This window comes from Paenibacillus sp. FSL R5-0378, from assembly GCF_038009285.1.
In the GTDB taxonomy this organism is placed as follows: domain Bacteria; phylum Bacillota; class Bacilli; order Paenibacillales; family Paenibacillaceae; genus Paenibacillus_AQ; species Paenibacillus_AQ favisporus.
Genome location: NZ_JBBPAY010000001.1, coordinates 1614019 through 1632840, shown reverse-complemented (window position 1 = coordinate 1632840; position 18822 = coordinate 1614019). Strand labels below are relative to the sequence as shown.

At 54.4% G+C, this 18822-nt stretch carries 23 protein-coding genes; 7 read left to right on the top strand and 16 right to left on the bottom strand.

Features of this window, described 5'->3' with window-relative positions; genetic code table 11:
• Positions 1–5: 5 nt before the first annotated feature.
• Complete coding sequence (locus tag MKY74_RS07345) at positions 6–572, bottom strand: thioredoxin family protein (protein WP_076176046.1); 567 nt, start codon at positions 570–572, stop codon at positions 6–8.
• Complete coding sequence (locus MKY74_RS07340) at positions 572–1186, bottom strand: DedA family protein (protein ID WP_076176260.1); 615 nt, start codon at positions 1184–1186, stop codon at positions 572–574. Before MKY74_RS07340 ends, MKY74_RS07345 begins: the two co-directional genes overlap by 1 nt.
• 148 nt (positions 1187–1334) lie before the next feature.
• Between MKY74_RS07340 and MKY74_RS07335 the strand changes: the two genes are divergently transcribed.
• On the top strand, positions 1335–1646 hold the full coding sequence (locus MKY74_RS07335) for a dehydrogenase (protein ID WP_076176049.1): 312 nt from the start codon (positions 1335–1337) through the stop codon (positions 1644–1646).
• A 187-nt stretch (positions 1647–1833) separates the two neighbouring features.
• Here the strand turns inward: MKY74_RS07335 and MKY74_RS07330 are convergent, their stop codons facing one another.
• The 5 genes from MKY74_RS07330 to yyaC form a co-directional block, all read right to left on the bottom strand.
• Positions 1834–3930 carry an O-antigen ligase family protein gene (locus tag MKY74_RS07330; protein WP_084204216.1) on the bottom strand — a complete coding sequence of 699 codons (2097 nt, stop codon included), beginning with the start codon at positions 3928–3930 and terminating at the stop codon, positions 1834–1836.
• A gap of 159 nt (positions 3931–4089) precedes the next feature.
• Positions 4090–5298, bottom strand: a complete 1209-nt coding sequence (locus MKY74_RS07325) for a class I SAM-dependent methyltransferase (protein ID WP_084204217.1) — start codon at positions 5296–5298, stop codon at positions 4090–4092.
• A 39-nt stretch (positions 5299–5337) separates the two neighbouring features.
• Entirely contained in the window at positions 5338–5991 is a 654-nt protein-coding gene (locus MKY74_RS07320) for a DUF6483 family protein (protein ID WP_076176057.1), read from the bottom strand.
• 194 nt (positions 5992–6185) lie between these two features.
• Positions 6186–6980 carry an alpha/beta fold hydrolase gene (locus MKY74_RS07315; RefSeq protein ID WP_076176060.1) on the bottom strand — a complete coding sequence of 265 codons (795 nt, stop codon included), beginning with the start codon at positions 6978–6980 and terminating at the stop codon, positions 6186–6188.
• A gap of 92 nt (positions 6981–7072) precedes the next feature.
• Positions 7073–7651, bottom strand: coding sequence for a spore protease YyaC (yyaC, locus tag MKY74_RS07310; RefSeq protein WP_076176062.1), 579 nt, complete (start codon positions 7649–7651; stop codon positions 7073–7075).
• A 173-nt stretch (positions 7652–7824) separates the two neighbouring features.
• Between yyaC and MKY74_RS07305 the strand changes: the two genes are divergently transcribed.
• Positions 7825–8049 carry a DUF1128 domain-containing protein gene (locus MKY74_RS07305; RefSeq protein ID WP_076176065.1) on the top strand — a complete coding sequence of 75 codons (225 nt, stop codon included), beginning with the start codon at positions 7825–7827 and terminating at the stop codon, positions 8047–8049.
• Between the two features lie 98 nt (positions 8050–8147).
• Here MKY74_RS07305 and MKY74_RS07300 read toward each other — a convergent pair whose 3' ends face one another.
• Both MKY74_RS07300 and MKY74_RS07295 read right to left on the bottom strand, forming a co-directional pair.
• The gene (locus MKY74_RS07300) at positions 8148–8882 is read right to left on the bottom strand and encodes a pirin family protein (protein ID WP_076176068.1); all 735 of its coding nucleotides are present in this window, start codon (positions 8880–8882) and stop codon (positions 8148–8150) included.
• Positions 8883–9090: 208 nt separating this feature from the next.
• Positions 9091–10098: an asparaginase gene (locus MKY74_RS07295; RefSeq protein WP_076176070.1), complete on the bottom strand. Its 1008-nt coding sequence runs from the start codon at positions 10096–10098 to the stop codon at positions 9091–9093.
• A gap of 335 nt (positions 10099–10433) precedes the next feature.
• Between MKY74_RS07295 and MKY74_RS07290 the strand changes: the two genes are divergently transcribed.
• From MKY74_RS07290 to MKY74_RS07275, 4 genes are all read left to right on the top strand, one after another.
• On the top strand, positions 10434–10691 hold the full coding sequence (locus MKY74_RS07290) for a GlsB/YeaQ/YmgE family stress response membrane protein (protein WP_076176073.1): 258 nt from the start codon (positions 10434–10436) through the stop codon (positions 10689–10691).
• A gap of 38 nt (positions 10692–10729) precedes the next feature.
• Positions 10730–11170 carry a YtxH domain-containing protein gene (locus MKY74_RS07285; protein ID WP_076176075.1) on the top strand — a complete coding sequence of 147 codons (441 nt, stop codon included), beginning with the start codon at positions 10730–10732 and terminating at the stop codon, positions 11168–11170.
• Positions 11171–11272: 102 nt separating this feature from the next.
• Complete coding sequence (locus MKY74_RS07280; protein WP_076176078.1) at positions 11273–11599, top strand: DUF5665 domain-containing protein; 327 nt, start codon at positions 11273–11275, stop codon at positions 11597–11599.
• A 138-nt stretch (positions 11600–11737) separates the two neighbouring features.
• Positions 11738–12043, top strand: coding sequence for a LacI family DNA-binding transcriptional regulator (locus MKY74_RS07275; RefSeq protein ID WP_208629396.1), 306 nt, complete (start codon positions 11738–11740; stop codon positions 12041–12043).
• A gap of 431 nt (positions 12044–12474) precedes the next feature.
• Here MKY74_RS07275 and MKY74_RS07270 read toward each other — a convergent pair whose 3' ends face one another.
• On the bottom strand, positions 12475–12816 hold the full coding sequence (locus MKY74_RS07270; RefSeq protein ID WP_144025530.1) for a winged helix-turn-helix transcriptional regulator: 342 nt from the start codon (positions 12814–12816) through the stop codon (positions 12475–12477).
• Between the two features lie 149 nt (positions 12817–12965).
• Between MKY74_RS07270 and MKY74_RS07265 the strand changes: the two genes are divergently transcribed.
• Positions 12966–13319, top strand: a complete 354-nt coding sequence (locus MKY74_RS07265) for a DoxX family protein (RefSeq protein WP_076176084.1) — start codon at positions 12966–12968, stop codon at positions 13317–13319.
• A gap of 134 nt (positions 13320–13453) precedes the next feature.
• Here the strand turns inward: MKY74_RS07265 and MKY74_RS07260 are convergent, their stop codons facing one another.
• The 6 genes from MKY74_RS07260 to MKY74_RS07235 form a co-directional block, all read right to left on the bottom strand.
• Positions 13454–14422 carry a magnesium transporter CorA family protein gene (locus tag MKY74_RS07260; RefSeq protein ID WP_076176087.1) on the bottom strand — a complete coding sequence of 323 codons (969 nt, stop codon included), beginning with the start codon at positions 14420–14422 and terminating at the stop codon, positions 13454–13456.
• 132 nt (positions 14423–14554) lie between these two features.
• Entirely contained in the window at positions 14555–15325 is a 771-nt protein-coding gene (locus MKY74_RS07255; protein WP_076176089.1) for a sigma-70 family RNA polymerase sigma factor, read from the bottom strand.
• Positions 15322–15774 (bottom strand): anti-sigma B factor RsbW, encoded by a 453-nt coding sequence (rsbW, locus tag MKY74_RS07250; RefSeq protein WP_076176092.1) that lies wholly within the window; start codon positions 15772–15774, stop codon positions 15322–15324. Before rsbW ends, MKY74_RS07255 begins: the two co-directional genes overlap by 4 nt.
• 18 nt (positions 15775–15792) lie before the next feature.
• Positions 15793–16131, bottom strand: coding sequence for an STAS domain-containing protein (locus MKY74_RS07245; RefSeq protein WP_076176095.1), 339 nt, complete (start codon positions 16129–16131; stop codon positions 15793–15795).
• A 112-nt stretch (positions 16132–16243) separates the two neighbouring features.
• Entirely contained in the window at positions 16244–17920 is a 1677-nt protein-coding gene (locus MKY74_RS07240; RefSeq protein ID WP_076176098.1) for a response regulator, read from the bottom strand.
• 17 nt (positions 17921–17937) lie between these two features.
• Complete coding sequence (locus MKY74_RS07235) at positions 17938–18798, bottom strand: CheR family methyltransferase (protein WP_076176101.1); 861 nt, start codon at positions 18796–18798, stop codon at positions 17938–17940.
• Positions 18799–18822 lie beyond the last annotated feature (24 nt).

Genomic DNA, 18822 nt, shown 5'->3' with positions numbered 1-18822 from the left:
TCAGATCAAAATCCGGAAATCAGTTCACGCAGCTCTTTGATGATCGAGGCGTGAAAGCCCGTTCCTTCCCCGTAAGCTTCGACGATCTGTTTGCGGGTAACCGCCAGGTTGTCCTGATAGTCGGCAGCTTCCCGGTCCGGATTGTTCTGTTTGAATTCGACCATGAACTTTTGAACGTGAGCCGGACGCGGCCCCCAGGTGCCCAAGACGTATCCGCCCGTATCCGCAAAAATGACCACAGGCACACTCCGGCCGCCCATCGTCAAATACTGGTCCATCAAATCAAAATTCTCTTCCAGAATAAACACCTCGACCGGAATTTCCGCCACTTCCAGCGCCCGGAATACGACCGGAACGTTGCGAACAACGTCACCACACCAATCGGCAGCCAGGATCAGCACGCGGAGGTCGTCGCGGAATTTCAGGCTTTCAAAAAACTCCCTGTCGCCTTCATCGCTCCACGCAAACTGCTCGTAACCGTTCTTGAATGCCTCCTGGTTTTTCTGCATGCCGCTCACGAACTGTTCGGGGGAAATCCCGCGATTCAAATAATCCGCCACATTTTTAGCCATTAGTGAACGCCTCTCTTCCTTCTGTTATTGATCCATTTAATCAGAAAATACACGATCAGCAGCGCCAGCGCAATGAGCAGAATCGGCGTTATGTATGGAGCCGCCTTCTCATCGATATTTTTCCACTGGTCTCCGAGCAAGTAACCAAGATATACAAACAATGCGGACCAAGGAATGACAGCCAGGGTGGTCAGCAGCGTAAACCGCCCAAGATTCATCCGGGAGATCCCTGCAGGGATGGAAATGGCATGCCTTGCCACCGGGATGAACCGGGCCGTGAAAATGACGCCTGTCCCGTACTTGTTGAACCATTCCTCCGCGTAATCGATATGTTTTTTATGAATGAAAATGTATTTCCCGTACTTCTCCAGCACCGGGCGTCCTCCGTAGCGGCCGATCCAATAGATGAACAGTTGCGCGATCACGCCGCCGACCGTTCCAAAAACAACCGCGCCGATATAGTTGATATGGCCCGACGACACCAGAAACCCTCCGTACGCCAGCACGATCTCGCTGGGAATAACCTCGATCATCAGACCCAGCATAATTCCGAAATAGCCCAGACTTTGAATCCAGTCAAATAACTGATTAATGATATCCGATATAAAATGCACGCCGGCCCCCACTTCCCCAATGTACTCTTCTACTTCAAAGCTATTCTAGCACAGGGATGGACATGACTTCTACTTGGTGCCCAATCTGCTCCCGCCGGTGTCTTCACGGGAAAAAGCAGCATATGGTGTGGGTAAAGGAGTGAGTCAGATGCCCCAGATCCCGCAAAACAAAAAGGCCGCCCTGCCAACGGCTCGCGGCATCCGCAGGAAATGCAGCAACGAGCTCTACCGGGCGATCAAGCGAATGAAGGTGCATATTCCGGCAGATCTGGTCAAACAGGGGGAAGCGATGTACTACCGCAAAGTAGTGGGCAACCTCATATGGATTCATGAAAACCGGAGCAACCGCAAAGTGCAGTGCGACTGGTGGGACAAAGAAGTCTGTCCGGAGCTCGCCGAACTGTGGCAGCTGGATCCGGGCAGGCTCAGCAGCGCGTTCCGTGACGCTTACGGCGGGTAACGCTTAGGCCACCTACCTAACAGCCATCGGGGCAACGCGCCCCATTGGGGCAGCCGGGCTTCATTATGGCTGTCCCCTATTTCAGCGCCGCAAGGAATAACACCTACGCACACTTAGGAGAAGGCAAAGCAGTGACCACAAACTAGGACGCGGCCGAACCGTTTGCATCCGGCTCCCCGGATACTGTTCATTCCACCGTCCATCGAACCCTCACACCGGACAAAGCCGCAAGCTGCCTGCCCCATTCCCTGGCCTCGAACGTTAGGGCAAACTCCCGGTCATTCCGTATGACCCGGAGCCGGGTGTCCTCCGCAGCGCGGGCGTAATCGTGGTACAGCCCGAAGCCATAGCGGGCGATGCGCCGGGCCTCCGTTTCATGCCCGGCGGTATACTCGGCCCGCGCGAGCTGCAACAGGCACTCCAAGCTGCGCGTCCGCTCCCCTGCATTGTATTTATCCCGGCGGAGCGCAGCGCCGGTCCAATAAATAGCCTCTTCCGCATCGCCCCGCCGGCCGGCATTGTCGGCCATAGCCCACAGCAGCCCGGGATGATGCGGCGCATAGGCGAGGCTGCGGCGGAGGATGACCTCGGCTGCAGGCGGCGGGACAAGCCCGGCCAAATCCAGGGCGGCCGAATAGTCCGCCGGATTCCACCGCAGCGATGAGGCAAGGCGTGCCGCTGCCGCTTGGTTGTCGCGGCTTCTCATCGCCTGCATATGCTCGGCGTGGCCCATATAGCCGCGGTACGCCAGGCAGGAGCTCCCTAAAGCGATGACAATCCAGAGGGACAGCAGCGCGGGGACGTGCCTGCGGATGCGCTCCGGCGGTGAAGCTGGAACGCCGCCGGTCTTCTTTCCCACGGGGGAAGGCTCCGCCGCAGCCTGGGCAGCAAGCAGGAAAAACAGCAGCCATACCATCCCGTAGCTCCAATCGATATCGACTGCGCCGTGCAGGAGGAACGCGATGTAGGAAGGCAGCAGGCGGCGGCACCTCCTGAAGATCAGCAGTCCGGCGGCGGCCAGCATGGAGGTCAGCAGGGCGAGTCCGACGATCCCTGTGTTCAGCAGCACATCCACGTACCCGCTGTGCATTTGGCTCCCGACATAGGGAGACGATTGAACTGCGCGGTAGGACAAGCGCCACGTATCGCCCCCTTGGCCCAGCCAGGGAGCCTCCTTCACCAGCGCCCAGGCGTCTTGGACCATCGCCTGGCGGGCAGACATCGTGCCGAACTTGTGCACGATGCGCTCCCGCACGGTGCCGAAGACCACGGCGGCACCAGCGGCCAGCAGCGCGCCGCCTGCCGCCGTGCCCAGGCGGCGGCGCCACGCGCCTGCGGCTTCGCCGCGCAGGCGCAGGAGCCATCGGCCGGCAAGCATGCTGCCGGCCCACAGCCCGGCCAGCGCGAGCAGGCCGGGCCACGGCTCCGCCGCCAGCTTGGCCGCGGCCAGCTGGCGGTACAGCAGCGCCGCGCCGGCCAGGGGCGCGGCGGCGAGCACGAGCGGCGCGGCCATGAGCCGCCGCTCCATCAGCAGGCCGGCGGCGCATGCCGCGCCGGCCGCCAGCCAGGCGCCGCGCGACTCGCTGAGGAGGAGCGCGGCGGCGTACGGCAGCAGCGGCAGGCTGCCGAGGAGCACGCGGCCGGGCGGTACTCCCGGATGCCGCTGCAGCAGCGGGCCGAGCGCGAACAGCCGCTCGAGCAGAAACAACGCCATCACGGCGCCGAACGTGTTGGGATACTGCAGCATGCCTGCCAGCCGCGCGCCGGTGGCGCTCACTTCGGGATCCGCCGTATAGGCGATGGCATAAGGCAGCGGGAACCATCCGTACACCGAAAGCAGCGCCGTCATAGCAAGAAGACCTCCGGTCATATGCCATACCGCCGCAAGCACAAGCCTTCCCCTTTTGTCCGAACCTTGCACCCAGGCCAACACCACGAACGACCCATACAGCGCCCAGCGCAGCGCCTGATTCCCGTCCCCGAGCACGGATACGGAACCGATCGCCCCATGAACGGCATAGAGAAGCATCATCAAAAACGGGCTGCACAGCACCCAGCCCACAAGCGGCGGCGCTTCGGCCACTCGGTTCAGCCGTTGCCATGCGGCTGTCTGGCCCCGGCTAAACCGGTACAGCCCCCATCCGCCCGCCCCGGCGCAAAACAGGCCAAAGACGAGCCAAACCGGGTATAGATCCGCCGAAAAATACAAGCCGGAACGCCAGACCGCAGCCGCCATCACGGCAAACAGCGCAGCCCCCATCATCCACCGTGCACACTCTTTCATGCTCTACATTTCACGCTCCCGTTCACTCGTTCTGTTAGCCAGTATTTCCCCAAGCTAACTTGCCGAAACGGGCAGCCCAAAAGCCGAGCCTTCGTCCTGTGCACTGCGATTATGGAAGCTGCGCTTCATATCGTCTGCCTATTTGAACTGCATTTTTGTTTACGATTGGCGGGTGCCATTCTCTTCCTGCTCCTGCCGGAGTGAGCCTTCGGGCAGCAAATCGGCGCATGCCTTCTCCAGATAAGGAGAAGCGCTGAGCAAATCGCGGAACGCGGTATACTCCTGCCACAATTGATCCCGGTTGCCGCTACTGCCTTTGACCGCGCGGATCAAAATGTTCTTGGGCGTATGCTCCAGATCGATGAATTCCAGAAGCTGCGTCTTATATCCCATCAAGTCCAGCAGTTTGGCCCGGATGGCATCGGTCGCGAGCGCCGAGAAGCGTTCTTTCAGGATGCCGTGGGACAGGAGCGGTGACAGAGCGTCGTTCTTCACCTGGGAGAACAGCTCATGCTGGCAGCACGGAACCGACAAGATCACCTGGGCGTTCCAGCGGACCGCCTTCTCGAGCGCGGCATCGGTCGCCGCGTCGCAGGCATGCAGCGTGACAACCATATCGACCTGCTCCAGTTCGTCATAATCCGCAATGTCACCGACCAGAAACCGCAAATTTTGATATTCGAGCTTTTTCGCCAGCGTACTGCAGTGTTCGATGACATCCGCCTTCAGATCCAATCCGACAACATTCAACACCCTTCGCTCCTGGACCGCCAAATAGTGATAGAGGGCGAAGGTCAGGTACGATTTGCCGCAGCCAAAATCCACGATGGTGATCGGGCGGCTGTCAGGAAGAGAGGGAAGGATGTCCTCGACCATTTCCAAGAAGCGGTTGATCTGTTTGAACTTATCGTATTTGCGGGCAAGCACCTTGCCCTGCTCGTTCATGATGCCGAGCTCGACCAGAAAGGGTACGGGTTCCCCTTCTTCCAGCACGTACTGCTTCTTGCGGTTATGCGCCAGATCCGCCGTCGTTTTGGTCGGGGACTTGGTCAGGATCGATACTTTATATTTTTTGCTGATCAGAATCTGGTAATCCGCCTCGGGCGTGCAGATCAGCGCCTGCCGGAAGGTCTGCTCGAACAGCTCTATGATCGTCTGCTCGGCCTCAGCGGCCGTCAGATTCTGATGCACCACTTTGTTGGGATGAACATAAGCCAGCTGGTAATGCACTTTTTTCTTTAATTCCACGGGTTTGATCTGGACTTTGGTGAAAGAAATTCCCTCACGTTTGCGAAGCTGGCTTAACGTCGCAGTAATCAAAGTCGACTCCCCGATGATGTCGTGAATCAATTTGCGTAATGCTTCCAAGAGAGTACATCTCGCTTTCAACTTAAGATAAGGCTCGCTTCAGGCATTGATTCTGCGCCGCAGCGTCTCCATGCCTTCCAGCACTTCGCTGCGCGGGAGCCCTCCTTGATTCAGGGCTTCGTCGTCCCGTTCAAGCAGCCTTTCATAGAAGGAAACACCTTCTTCTTCCGTGATTTCCCGCTGATCGAGCAGCCGGAAGAGCACGTTCTCTGCTTCGTCGAACCGGCCTTCCTTCTCCTCGTAGGACAGCAGAATCTTCTCGGTCTTGACCGGAAGACGGTATCCCTTCACTTCGTCCTTCAGCTCCGCCACGCGGTCCTGCAGCTGCAGCATGGAGCGCTGGGCCCCGTTCAGATCGGCGTATAGATAGAGGTGGAGCGATTTCATGAAACGTCTGAGCGCCTCATCCGCCTCTCCCATGTCTTTGTACACGCCGCCTTCCTCCTGCAGGAGCCGGGCTACGGTCTGCAGCTTGTCAGCCTCCACGCCGCCGCCCAGGCGAAACATATCAATAATATCTTCTACGGATAAGGAATTTAACAGACGGGTATTGAGACGGAAGTTCTTGCTGAGCAGATCGTCGATTTCCCATAGGGCTTCGGCATATTTCTTCTGCTGTTTCAATCCGAACACTTTACCAACCATTTCGACCATATCTTCAACCATCTGTACGAGGTAATCTTTGCGGAACATGGATCGTCCTCCGTCCTTCCTTCAGATCAGCTTGTCAGCTTCCCTTTGATTGTAAGGCATTCGGGAGGCCAAAGCCAGTTCTTGCAGGACTCATCAGAAAAAGGGGAAGAGCCAGACCGGAGCCGGCATAGAGTAGACCCGGGGAAAAGAAAAAGCCGGAAGCCTGGGTCCGGCTTCCGGTTGAGTCATACGGATTATGCGTTCTTCGTCTGCTGCATAAATTGAAGGATGACCCGCGCCAGTTCCTTCGGGGCTTCCATCATACTCATGTGGCCCGCCCCTTGGATCACGGCTTGGGTCACGTTCGGCTTATCCACCGTGAACACCTTCTCCGGCGGCGCGACGCTGTCATATTCTCCAGCAACCAGCAGCAGCGGCAGCACCGTCGCTGACATAACGTCCCGCCGGTCCGGGCGCTCCCGCATGGCGAGGGCGGCCCCAGCCGCTCCCTGCGGCGGTGTCAAATAACCGATTTCCTTGGCCCGTTGGATGAGCTCAGGATGAGTCTGGTCTGCATCGGGTGCAAACAGCCCGGGGATCAACCCGTCGATAAATGCAGTAACGCCTTCCGATTGGATCGTGCTGACTGCCTTCAGGCGCTTCTCCTTGCCTTCCTCGGTATCCGGATAGCCCGTCGAATGGATGAGGCCGAATCCGTTCAGCCGCGATGCGTAACGCTGTGCGAAGGATAGCGTCACATACCCGCCCATCGAGTGGCCGAGCAGCGTCACCTTCGGCAGGTCGAGCTCGTCCAGCAACTTCAGGACGTCATCCGCCATCTGCTCCAGCGAGTAGGCGCCGAGCGGGGCGTCCGAGTGCCCATGGCCGCGCAGATCGACCGCGATGCACCGGTGGCTGCCCGACAGCAGCGGAACCAAAAGATCCCAGTATTCGGAGCTTCCGCAGAAGCCGTGGAGCAGCACAATCGGCTCACCTTGGCCATGATCGGTGTAACAAAGGGTATGACCGTCACAAATCAATTTTTCCATGATGACATCCTTCTTTCTATATCAGCTTGAATTTCGCCGGTATGATCGTAATAGATTTGCAAAAATGAAGCATATATTAATTATGTATATTATTAAGCCAAAGGCCATAACTTGAAACGGGCCTCTGCCTCCGCCCCGCTGAGTCCGAATCCTTCCGCCGCGGCAGACGCGATCTGGCTGGCCATCGACATGACCTGGTACAGCGAGGTCATCTGCAGCGTCGAATACGGCCGCGGCCCGTTGACATTGACGACGGCTGCCACGCTGTAATGCCCGACGGCCGGCAGCATACGGCCCACCGATCTGGCGGGGAGCAGCGGCTCGTCCGACAGCAAGTAGCTTCCGACCGAACCCGGATGTCCCAGACAGGCGTCCACCGCGACAACGGTATGGTCCGCCGGTATCTCTGCGATGGCCGATTCCAAATTGTGCGCGTCGCAAGGAGAGGACAGCGTGCCGATGACATTCGGGACGCCGTATAGGACCAGTTCGCTTCCCGTCAGCGGGCCGAGGGCATCCCCGGTGGACCGGTCGGTGCCGATACACACAAAAGTGATTTTATCCAGCGGATGGCGTTCATGGATCTGCCTGAAAAACGCGGTCAGCCCCTGCGCGTTCATCTGCTTGCTGCGCTTGGTGCCGCGGATATGGTGGGGATCTTGAAATGACATGTCCGGCCTCCTCCCTGCTTCGTTCATTCTTCATTCGATAGAATGATTTTACTGCAAAATGATCCGGTTGGAAAACGGGAGCTTCTGGATGGGACAAAAAAACAGAGTAACGGACGTAAAGACATGCTACAATAGAACACAAGCTTAGGCACAGGAAAGGATGGGCGCTTGACATGGATTTATCCCAAAAGACACCTGAAAATATAGAGTATATGATTGAAGGCATTAAAACGAAGCTGAGAATGGCCAGCGGCGCAGCCATGAATGCATCGGCGTTCTCCGTCGACCGGTATGAGGACATCCAGGACGTCTACGACCTGGTGATGTCCAAGGACAATCTGAGTATTTCTGAGGTGGAAGCGCTGGTCTCCGAGCTGGGACGTCTGCGTAAAGCGTAAGGCTCCCCTTTACATTTCGAAAGCCCCCTGATGTCCGGAACCGCTGTAATCAGTCGATTCCCGGAACATCCGGGGGCTTTTCCGTCAAGGGACAGCAATTAAGGTATATCCACCAGTACAAATTCAGACTCTCCTTCGCTGCTTGTTCCTTTAATATGAAGATCGCATGATTTTTTTACCCTGGCCGAGTCTCCGGGCTCCAGATGGAATGTCCCGTCGTCGCAGCCGATTTCCAGGTGACCCGAAATCAGGAACAGAAACGTCCTGCGGTCCTCTTTTTGCGGGAACACCAATTCCTGCCCGGTCTCCAGGATCGGAAAACAGATGGACACGTCGGCATGGATCTGAAGCGCATCCGGAGATTTCGGCAGTCCTTCCGCCGATCCGCTGACAAGCGGAACCAGCTTGTTAAGCCTGTCCTGCCTCGGAAAATGGTGAGCTTTCCATGCGGGCCTGTGGCCTGGTGTGGACGGCAGGAACCACATTTGCAGAAAGCGGACCGGCTCCTCTTCCGACGGATTGGTCTCAGAGTGCATAACACCGGACCCTGCGCTCATGGCTTGAACGGTCCCCGCCGGCAGCTGAACCTGATTTCCCATGTCGTCACTATGTTCAAGCGTGCCGGAGATGACGTAGCTGACGATTTCCAAATCATGATGAGGATGTTTCTTAAAGCCTTGTTTCGGACTTAGCTGATTGTCGTTATGGGCCAATAAGCAGCCAAAATGCGCATTGCTCGGATCATCATAATCGGCAAACGAAAAGCTGAATTCGCTGTGGATCCATCCCCGCTCCGACGTATGGCGCTCCGCTGAAGTCACTACTTTAATCATTTCCATCCACCTCCATGAACTGCATATGTTATTGGAATATGTAATTCTTACCCCCAACTTCGAAGGGCTAATCAGCCCACCCTCGTTCTAGCCGTTAAAGACGGCATGGGCATGAAAAAGCCCCTCACTGCGCGCAGCGGGGGCCAAGGATTTCCTCCAAGAGCATTCATTTACTTCTATATATCAATCCAGACAGGCACCTCTGCCTCTAGCGGGACCGCTCCAGCGTAAATACGGTTTCGGCGTGACCCACCTTCCGGCCGGCATCATTGTAGATGTCTTTGGTAAATTCGGATCGCAAGCCCTCCAAAAGACGGCGGTTATCATACCCGATCTGCTCGAGAATGGATTCGACCACCCAGCCCCATTCTTCTTCCGATCCGTCCAGTATTTTCAGGGCGATGCCGAGCCGCTCCTTTTTCAGACCGAAACAATACACGCCTTTGAAGCCGCCTTTGGCGACAATGTTCGGGTCCTGCAAAATAAACGTGTCCACCCGGCGGGTTCCGCCGACCATGGCCGGATAATGGTTCATGGCTGCTGTGATCGTTCTCACGGCCGTCCGCGTCGGTTCGTCCGGAATGAGGTCCGGGCAGGCCAGCTTCACATAAGCGTTAGCCATGGCGGACAAAGGCAGCGCAAAAACCGGAAAGCCGCAGCCGTCCGTTCCCAGTCCAATCCGTTCCGTTTCCATGCCGCTCATCATCGCAATGACATCCAGAATTTCCCGCTGCGCAGGATGATCCGGTTCGGCATAGGTCTCCTCCGGGTTATGCCGCATCCGGCTGTAGCCCAGCACACCCAAATGCTTTCCGGAACAATTGTGGTACAGACGCCGCTTGCGTCCTTGTTCGCGAATGGTGTGCTCCTTGCTGTCTTCACTTAGAGGATATGTCGGCGCACACACCATCTGCTCCTCGTCCACCCCGATTTTCCGCTGAATGTTCTCCAGCACTTCGATATGCCGGGGTTCTGCCAAATGGGAAGCGGCCATAATGGCGATTTCCTCTTCAGTCAGCCCGTAATAATCCGCGATCCCCGCCCGAATCCCGGGAATGGCCTGCAGCGGCTTGGCCGCCGAACGCGTAAAGGTGACAAAATGGGGATCTCCCGCCGACCCGTACACCTCGCCTTGATCATTTACGATACATATATGTCCATAATGGGTACTTTCCACGATTCCGGCCCGATACTCTTTCACCAATAAAGCGTCCATACAGCCTCTCTCCTTTTCTGGTTGCCTACCTATGATACAACTTATTCACAGCATAATAAAGTTGATTGCCTACAGACTCATTTCCGGTTTAAAAAAAGATGGACACTCCACGATATTTGTAAAGCCACTTAAATGGCCGATTCATTAATAATATCCCATGTATTCGAAAGCATTCCCCATATTTCGCTGATTATCTTCCTTTTTCACATCTGTTGTTTCACACCATTTCTCACCGTTTATATACGAAGTAAGATCGACGCGTTGACACCATGTCACAGCAGGTTATGCCGCATTTAGAGAATTTTATCAAACCTTATAAAAAGGAGGCGATCGTCATGTGGGGTATTATCATCAGTATCGTCATGGCCATCATTATCGGGATTATCGGTGATGCCATCGCAGGACACAACATGCCGGGAGGCGTGATCGGCGCCATGATCGCTGGCTTTGTAGGCGCATGGGTTGGAGCTTGGCTGTTCGGCGACTGGGGTCCTGTCATCGGTAACTTCGCCGTAATTCCGGCGATTCTCGGGACGGCGATCTTCGTCTTTATCCTTGGCCTGATCAGCCGCTTGTTCTCGCGTACCACCTAAATTGATATACACCAATAATAAATTAAGGAGTGATTGGTATGAATAAAGCAGAGACGGAATATCCGGTTCAAAGCGGAAGCAACTTCTTCAAGGGCGTATTTATCGGAGGTTTGCTGGGGGCGGCGGCGGCGCTGCTGTTTGCGCCGAAGGCCGGACGCGAGCTGCGCGGGGATCTCTCCGACAAGCTGAGCGTCGTTACCGACAAGACGAAGGAAGTGGCCTCTGTCGTGACGGAAAAGGCAACGGATCTGGCTAAGACGGTATCGTCCAAGACGACCGATCTCGCCAAATCCGTCAATGAAAGCAAAAATACGATTATGGAAAGCGTCAAGCAGGCTTCGGCCGACGTGGCGGATGACATGAAGAGCGCATCCGGCGACGTTGCAGGCGATGTCAAAAGCGCTTCGAAGGATGTCATGGACAAATCAGCCGATGCATCCAGCGATATCCGCCGGGAGCTTAATAAGACTTCTTACTAAGCTGCCGATTCACCCGATAGCCAGCTGACCAGCTGGCTATTTTCGTGCATAGGTCCGTGATCATTAAAGCCGGAATACCGGCTGAAGAAGGAAGGGATTCTGATGAGCAAAGCCAATCCTTATGACGTGGATGAACATCCTTTTGAGCTAAGGCACGAAGTGAAGAGGCTGAACAACCGCCTTGACCAGATTGCCGATTCCCTGGAGCGGTCCGAGCTTCAAGATATGATCGAGAACTATACAAACACCAAGAAGCGGCTGATCACCAACTTTACGGCCGGCTTGTCCCGCGGGCTTGGCCTGTCTCTTGGAACCTTTGTGGTGCTTGGCCTGCTCGGATACGTCTTAAGCTTGTTTGTCGATATGCCGGTGATCGGCCAATACATTGCCAACCTGCAGGATTACATCACCCAATACAAATCGCAGTAACGGATCGTTTGATGATCGTTTAAGAGATAAGAAGAACGTCAGTCGACGATTCATTTAAAAAGAAACGGATGGTTCCGGGGAATCCCGGGTCATCCGTTTTGGCGTTATGAAGGTGCCGGTTCTCCGTCCATCGCGAGGGTGACCGGTTCGATCTCCAGAAAGGCGCTCGTCTCAGCCGACTCCCTCTCCTTCAGGCAGATCAGGGCGCTCCGCAGACCGGCTTCGAGATCCGGGCCCGCCGCAGCCTTCGTTCTCAATAACGCGCCGGGCAGCACGATTTCGGAAAAGACGCGCCAAAGGCTCCTTCAGGCTGCCAGGGAACTCGGGTACAACGGGGCGGATGTCACGCCGAAGCTGTGCTTTATTATGTACGGACGCGTCCCCGACGCCCCCAGGTACATGTACGACCTCGCGACGATTGAGCAGGCGGCAAGCCGCCGCTGACCACCTTTTACGTCGCCCCTGCGAGCCGCGAGCTGGCGGTTAACCGGATGATCGAAATGATCCGCAGGAAGGATCTGGAGCCCCAAGTGACCTATTTGACCGAGATGGAGTGCTTTCCTGGAGAGACGGTTGCCGCGAACACGGCGAACACGAAGCTTTAAGCAATGACAAGCGTAAGGTCGGGACTGGTGTTCCTCCCATCGAAGTAGACAGCTATAGGAATAAACCAGGCAGCCTTAGTACGGTACTCCACCGGACTAAGGCTGTTTCATTTTAGGCGTTTCCTGTTTTCGTTCTATTCGATTACCATCGTATAGCATTCTCTCGATAAATCATTCTTGACTTAGCCCAACAGAAAAAAAGCCGGCGGCTGCCGGCTTACGTTACGTGAAAGGCTCCCTTGAACGATGCCGCATGCAGAAAATGCCCCGTCACTCTGCCCGCTCTTCCCCATAAAGCTCCTGCAGGTGAGCAATGTGATTGACTCCCCAATCATTCATCGCCTGCAGCAATGGCGTCATGCGTTGACCGTATTCAGTTATGGAATATTCGACCCTTGGCGGGATCTCCTTATAGACCTCACGATGCACGATATCGTGATACTCCAGTTCCCTTAACTGTTGGGTCAGCATTTTCTTCGTGATGTCCGGGATCGATTTCTGAAGCTCGCTGAACCGCATCGTTCCATGGTTCAACAGACGGAGCAAAATCACGGGCTTCCATTTCCCGATCAGAATATCCAGCGCCGTTTCAAACTTACAATAAGTATTCACGCACATCCTCCTATCCCTTGATTGGCTTAAGGTATATTTTTCGATACTACGTTTATTTAAAGTGCCTACTTCCATCATCCCACCCTTACTCCCTATTATATATCCATGGTTAAAGACGAAACAGAGCCAGGATAAGGAGCAGTGAAGACATGAACGTTGTACTTTGGATTGTGCAAGGAATCTTGGGAGCCGGATTCCTATATTCCGGTTGGATGAAGGCGTTTCAGCATGAACAAGCGCGAACGGCCTGGCCGTGGGTTGGAGACGTACCTAAACCGCTCGTTTGGGGGATCGGATTGTTGGAATTGGCCGGGGTTCTCGGGGTGATTTTGCCTTTGGCCACGGGGATCGCACCAATATTAACACCGATCGCTGCACTCGGCCTGGCCGTGACGGTACTGCTCGGCGCCGCTTTCCATGTGAGTCGGAAGGAATATAAAGAGATTGGCATCAATATCGTGTTTCTGGTGCTGGCAATCGTAGTCGTTATCGGCCGCTGGTAACGGCGTTACATGAACAATCCCCTCCAAGCATACGGCTGTGCGCTAACTCAGCACTTGTTTGCTTGCAGGGGATCTATCCGTCGTGCGGGATTCACCGATTAACTCGAGTCCTGTTTTTGATATTCGGCGGGATGCTAGATCTTCGATTTTTTGGATTTGACCTTGAGCAAATCGCCAGTCCATCCCTTCCGGTGCATCCAAAGGTACATGATGGCGGTGCAGAGGAACGTGATCAGCATGATCCCGACGAACCCCCATGGCACCTTGATGCCCGGCAGGTTCTCGAAGTTCATCCCCCAGATCGCGCCTGCTACGGTGGCCGGAGTAAAAATCGCCGTCAGGATCGTCAGCGTCTTCATGATTTCGTTGCCGCGGAACGCCGAAATGGCATCATCGATGGATATCAGTGTATCAATCTCATCTTCGTAATGGCGGAACGCCCGGTCCATCCGCTCGATCCGGTGCAGCAGCTGCATGAACGGCCGGCTGTTCTCCAGCTTGTCCAAATACCCCTCTCTGGCAGCCGCGATCAGCTCCTGAAACGGCGTGAACAGATTGCTCCAATACAGCAAAGCAAACCGCGAGTTCAGGATTTTGTCCATCAAATACCGCTGGTTATCCATCTCCATCGCATGCTCCAGCTTGCGGAGGTTCGCTTCGAAATGATCCAGCCCGAGATGAAAATAGTGCAGAATCGTCCGGGCCAGCACGAACATACCGTCTACCGCACTGTGGCATTGGTGCAGCATGGCCGTACGTTCTTCGGTAGCCATGATTTCGCGGGTATTCTGATCCAGGTTGATCGTAATCAGCTTGTCGCGCTGGACGTAAAAGTGAACCCGGTCCACGTGCGCGCTGTCCTCCACTTCCGCTTTGACCGAGTAGGGCAGCGTGCCGAACATGACGGCATCCACGCCGTTGGGAAACCGGACGGACATATAGTTCTGTGCGATGTTCGGGATGACTTCCAGCCATTCCTCGATCAGGGGACATGCCTCCTGCAGCTGCCTGAAGTCTTCCGATGACCAGTCCTCCACCACCAGATCATGCCATGTCCAGTGGCCCGCAAAAGATAATATATTGCTTGAAACCTCAGCCGCCATATGACCCCGCCTCCTCTATCTCACCATCCATATCTTTGTTCACCAAAAAGGACACGCCGTATATTCTCAAGGGAGAACTGGCGTGTCCTTACGAACTTCCGGTTGACTCGTTACCTAACATAAGCTTGTCCGTCATTGGTATGAATTAGACATGATTTCTTTCAGCTTTTCTGTTGCGCGCTTCTGAATCCGCGATACGCTCATCTGGGAAACCCCCAGCTTCTGTGCGATTGAGCGCTGGGATTCACCATCCTGGAAGGCAAGCAGCAGCACTTTCTGCTCCTGTTCCTTCAGCTGGCTCATCGCCTGCTGGAGGTCCATCCGTTTTTCCACCGAATCATAGTCGTTGACGTCCGAACTGATCAGTTCACCGAGCGTTGCACCTGTTTCTTCCTGGGACAGCGGAGAGTCCAGTGAAACATAGTGGTAGCATTCGCGTCCGGCCAGGACCTCTACCGTTTCTTCCACCGACAGATCCAGGAATTCGGCGATTTCGCGGACGTCCGGCGAGCGCTCCAGCTTGACGGTTAACTCATCAATAGCCTGCTGGACGAGTGCGCCCTTCTCTTTGATCCTTCTTGGAACCTGGATATACCAGGACTTATCCCGCAAAAAGTTTTTCATATGCCCGATCATGCTCTTCATGGCATACGGTTCAAACGGAATGCCCAAGCTGATGTCATACTGCTGGAGCAGCCGGATCAGAGCCATCTGGCCGACCTGGTACAAGTCCTCATAGAGGTCCGGGCGGTTACGGGCGATTTTACCCGCGGCCATCTTGACCATCGGTTCATATTTTTGGATAAGCACGGTGGCGATATCGTTGTCTTTCGTCTGCTGGTATTCCCAGATCAGACCGACCGCCTCGCTCATGGACTCGGGGGGAGTCACCTTATCATTCATACTTTCTCCTCACTTCTCATGAGCCGTTTGGTCATAACCACCTGGGTGCCGCGTCCGGCCTCATTATCTACCATCACATCGTCCATGAGCGCCTCCATCAAGTAGAAGCCGAGTCCCCCGATTTCCACATCATGAAGGTCTTTGTCATGCAATGTTACGGTGTTTTCGGTACGGTTCATCCGGTCAAAGCTCTCCCCGTCGTCCTTGACCTTGATGGACAATTGGTCATTGCCGATTTCGAACGTTACTTCCACCATGCCGCCTTCCTGACCATAAGCATACAAAACGGAGTTGTTACAAGCTTCCGATACGGCTACCTTCATATCTTCAATGTCCTCATAAGAAAAACCCATCTTCGATGCGATTCCATACAAGTTCAATCTTACGATATCTACAAAATCAGCATTGGCCGGTAATGTTATCACGACTTTTTGAACTTCAGCATTCATACTGTCTTCGATCCTTTCCTATTGGGAATTCCTACTGGCGGCAAAAAACTTCGCAATACCCGTCATGTCAAACAGCCTTTGGATTTGGGAAGGAACCTCTTCCACGACAAAACGGGCATCCATCCCATGTCTGGCCTTCAATATGGACAATAGAATGCCGATCCCTGTGCTATCGATATATTTCAGATCCTTCAAGTTAATCACTAGATCGATCTCGGAATCCCCAACAAGCGGTTCCATGACAAGCCTGAAGTCGGGCGCCACCGATAAATCCAGTTCCCCGCTCAGGTAGACCGTGCAGGAACCTTCATGGCGTTCTGTCGTTGCATTGAATTTTTCGTTCTTATTCGTATTCATAGACATTCTCTCCCGAATTTTTTGTTTTTCTTGTATAAGAACAGTTAACCCTAAATTCCCCTGTTTGAATCAGCTTGTACGCAAGCTTATGCCTGGCAATAATTGGACCCCGTCACATGGAGTTGGCATCGGAGGTCTGCAAGCCTTTGCTTTGTGCAGGCACGGGATGCTTCATCAGAATCTCCTTCACCGATTTCATATTGACCGGCTTGCTGATATAATCGTCCATCCCGGCTTCTCTGCACCGGCTTCGGATGCCTTCCATCACATTAGCGGTCATGGCGATGATAACCGGCCGGTATCCCTGAGGCTGCATCTCGCGGATGAGGGCCGTGGCCTCCAGACCGTCCATGACCGGCATTTGCAAGTCCATGAAGATCAGCCGGTACACCGGATTGGCGCGGATTTTATCCACCGCCTGCCGCCCGTCCTCGGCCACTTCTGCTCTCAATCCCAGCTTGCCCAGCATGCTCACCATCAGCTTCTGGTTGACCGGATGGTCGTCTACCACGAGGATCAGCGGTTCTTCGTCTCTTGCAGACGGCAGGGAAACAAGCAGGTCGTCGCCCATGCCCATCATGCCGTCATCCGATTCAGGCTCGCTCGTCCGGATCGTAAAGATAAACGTGGCGCCCTTCTCCTCGGTCGATTCCACCTTAATGCTGCCGCCCATCATTTCAACGAGCGATTTGCAGATGGCCAGTCCCAGCCCCGTGCCCCCGTATTTCCGGGTCATCGAAGAATCCAGCTGGGAGAACGGCTGGAACAAGCGGTTTTGCTTATCCGGCGTAATGCCGATACCGGTATCCTTTACCGCAAATTCGATCATGAGGCTGCCGTCTTCGGCTCTTTCCCGTAGTGACACCATCAGATAGACTCCGCCCTGATGCGTAAACTTCACCGCATTGGAGATCAGATTGATCAGCACCTGACGCAGGCGGGCCATATCCCCGTAAATGATAGGCGGGATGGCTTCATCGATAAAGTACACCAGCTCCAGGTCCTTTTTCCCTGCTTCCATAGAAAAGAGGCTGAATACTTCCTTGATGCAGTTTTGCAGCTCAAACGGATGCTCCTCCATCTCCATTTTCCCGGATTCCATCTTGGTAAAATCGAGGATGTCGTTGATCACCGTGACCAGTGCGTCGGCGCTTTTGCGGATAATCTCCGTATATTCCAGCTGCTCTTCCTTAAGCTCGGTTTCCATCAGCAGATCCACCATACCGATCACGCCGTTCATCGGCGTGCGGATTTCATGGCTCATCATCGCCAAAAATTCGGTTTTGGCCTTGGCCGCGATTTCAGCCGCCTCTTTGGCTTTAATGAGCTCCTGATTGGCTTTTTCCAGCTCCTGCGTTTTTTGCTGCAACAGCATGGACTGGGTTTTATGCTTTTTGTTGGTCAAGTACATTTCCACAAAGCCTTCAATTTTGGACTTCAGGATTTGCGGGATAAACGGCTTCACCATATAATCAATCGCACCGGCTGAATAACCTGCGAATAAATGCTCGGCTTCTTTACTGTTCGCTGAAATGAAGATGATCGGAATGTCCTTCGTTTTATCCCTTGCCTTGATCAATTTGGCTGTTTCAATCCCGTCCATACCTGGCATTTGAACATCCAGTATGATCACAGCAAACTCATCCTTCAGCAGGCACCGGAGCGCTTCCTCACCGGAGGTCGCCTTCACAAGATTATATTGCTCACTCTCCAGCACTGCTTCAAGGGCGAGTAAGTTCTCCGGACGGTCATCAACCAGCAGAATATGAATCGGTTCTTGAGACCCCATGGAATCCTCCCACTTCTCTAGTTAATCTTCCTGTAGATTTTCTCCACACGATCCAGCGGTTCGTAAGAATCACTGTATTCCGTAAACTGTATCGACTCTTTTGCTCCAAGAACCAGAATTCCGAAACGGCTTAAGCTTTCATAAAACAGGCCGTGGACATGATCCCGGAGCGTGTCGTTAAAGTAGATCATCACATTACGGCAAAATATAACGTTAAACTCGTTGAAGGAGCGGTCCGTTGCCAGATTATGCTCCGCAAAGATCATATTTTTGCTTAGAAAGGGCTGGAAAATCACCGAGTTATACTTGGCGGTATAATACTCGGAAAAGGAACGGGTTCCGCCCGCCTCAATGTAATTTTTCGTATACAGCTTCATTTTCTCAATCCCGAAGATCCCCTGCTTCGCCTGCTCCAGGGAACGGTCGTTCATATCCGTGGCGTAAATCCTCGCCTTGTCCAGAAGTCCCTCTTCATGCAGCAGAATCGCCATGGAGTAGACCTCTTCTCCGGTAGAGCATCCTGCATGCCAGATGCGGATATACGGATAGGTTCTCAGCAGGGGGACGATCTTTTTTCGAAAAGTCAGAAAGAGGTTCGGATCGCGAAACATCTCTGTGACGGGAATCGACAGATTATGAACCAGCCGCTCAAAAACGGGCCGGTGATGCAGCACCTTCTCCTGCAGCTGGGAAATATTGCTTAAACTTTCCGCGCGTATAAAATGCCATATCCGGCGCCGGAGCGACGGAATCGCATAATTGCGGAAATCGTAACCATATAAACGGTGAATGCCTTCCAGAAGAAGCTCAAGCTCGATATCTTCCCGTTCCGTCTCATCCTTTACGGGGATGTCCTGATCTGTATGCCCCAAATCCATTCTCTTTCCTCCTGCTTACGTTTG

Coding starts and splice junctions, on each gene's coding strand:
- MKY74_RS07295 (WP_076176070.1), bottom strand. CDS start 10,098: ATGGACGCTTTATTGGTGAAAGAGTATCGGGCCGGAATCGTGGAAAGT.
- MKY74_RS07280 (WP_076176078.1), top strand. CDS start 11,273: ATGAGCAAAGCCAATCCTTATGACGTGGATGAACATCCTTTTGAGCTA.
- MKY74_RS07335 (WP_076176049.1), top strand. CDS start 1,335: ATGCCCCAGATCCCGCAAAACAAAAAGGCCGCCCTGCCAACGGCTCGC.
- MKY74_RS07315 (WP_076176060.1), bottom strand. CDS start 6,980: ATGGAAAAATTGATTTGTGACGGTCATACCCTTTGTTACACCGATCAT.
- MKY74_RS07320 (WP_076176057.1), bottom strand. CDS start 5,991: ATGTTCCGCAAAGATTACCTCGTACAGATGGTTGAAGATATGGTCGAA.
- MKY74_RS07285 (WP_076176075.1), top strand. CDS start 10,730: ATGAATAAAGCAGAGACGGAATATCCGGTTCAAAGCGGAAGCAACTTC.
- rsbW (WP_076176092.1), bottom strand. CDS start 15,774: ATGAATGCTGAAGTTCAAAAAGTCGTGATAACATTACCGGCCAATGCT.
- MKY74_RS07260 (WP_076176087.1), bottom strand. CDS start 14,422: ATGGCGGCTGAGGTTTCAAGCAATATATTATCTTTTGCGGGCCACTGG.
- MKY74_RS07235 (WP_076176101.1), bottom strand. CDS start 18,798: ATGGATTTGGGGCATACAGATCAGGACATCCCCGTAAAGGATGAGACG.
- MKY74_RS07255 (WP_076176089.1), bottom strand. CDS start 15,325: ATGAATGATAAGGTGACTCCCCCCGAGTCCATGAGCGAGGCGGTCGGT.
- MKY74_RS07245 (WP_076176095.1), bottom strand. CDS start 16,131: ATGAATACGAATAAGAACGAAAAATTCAATGCAACGACAGAACGCCAT.
- MKY74_RS07305 (WP_076176065.1), top strand. CDS start 7,825: ATGGATTTATCCCAAAAGACACCTGAAAATATAGAGTATATGATTGAA.
- yyaC (WP_076176062.1), bottom strand. CDS start 7,651: ATGTCATTTCAAGATCCCCACCATATCCGCGGCACCAAGCGCAGCAAG.
- MKY74_RS07330 (WP_084204216.1), bottom strand. CDS start 3,930: ATGAAAGAGTGTGCACGGTGGATGATGGGGGCTGCGCTGTTTGCCGTG.
- MKY74_RS07290 (WP_076176073.1), top strand. CDS start 10,434: ATGTGGGGTATTATCATCAGTATCGTCATGGCCATCATTATCGGGATT.
- MKY74_RS07240 (WP_076176098.1), bottom strand. CDS start 17,920: ATGGGGTCTCAAGAACCGATTCATATTCTGCTGGTTGATGACCGTCCG.
- MKY74_RS07300 (WP_076176068.1), bottom strand. CDS start 8,882: ATGATTAAAGTAGTGACTTCAGCGGAGCGCCATACGTCGGAGCGGGGA.
- MKY74_RS07345 (WP_076176046.1), bottom strand. CDS start 572: ATGGCTAAAAATGTGGCGGATTATTTGAATCGCGGGATTTCCCCCGAA.
- MKY74_RS07265 (WP_076176084.1), top strand. CDS start 12,966: ATGAACGTTGTACTTTGGATTGTGCAAGGAATCTTGGGAGCCGGATTC.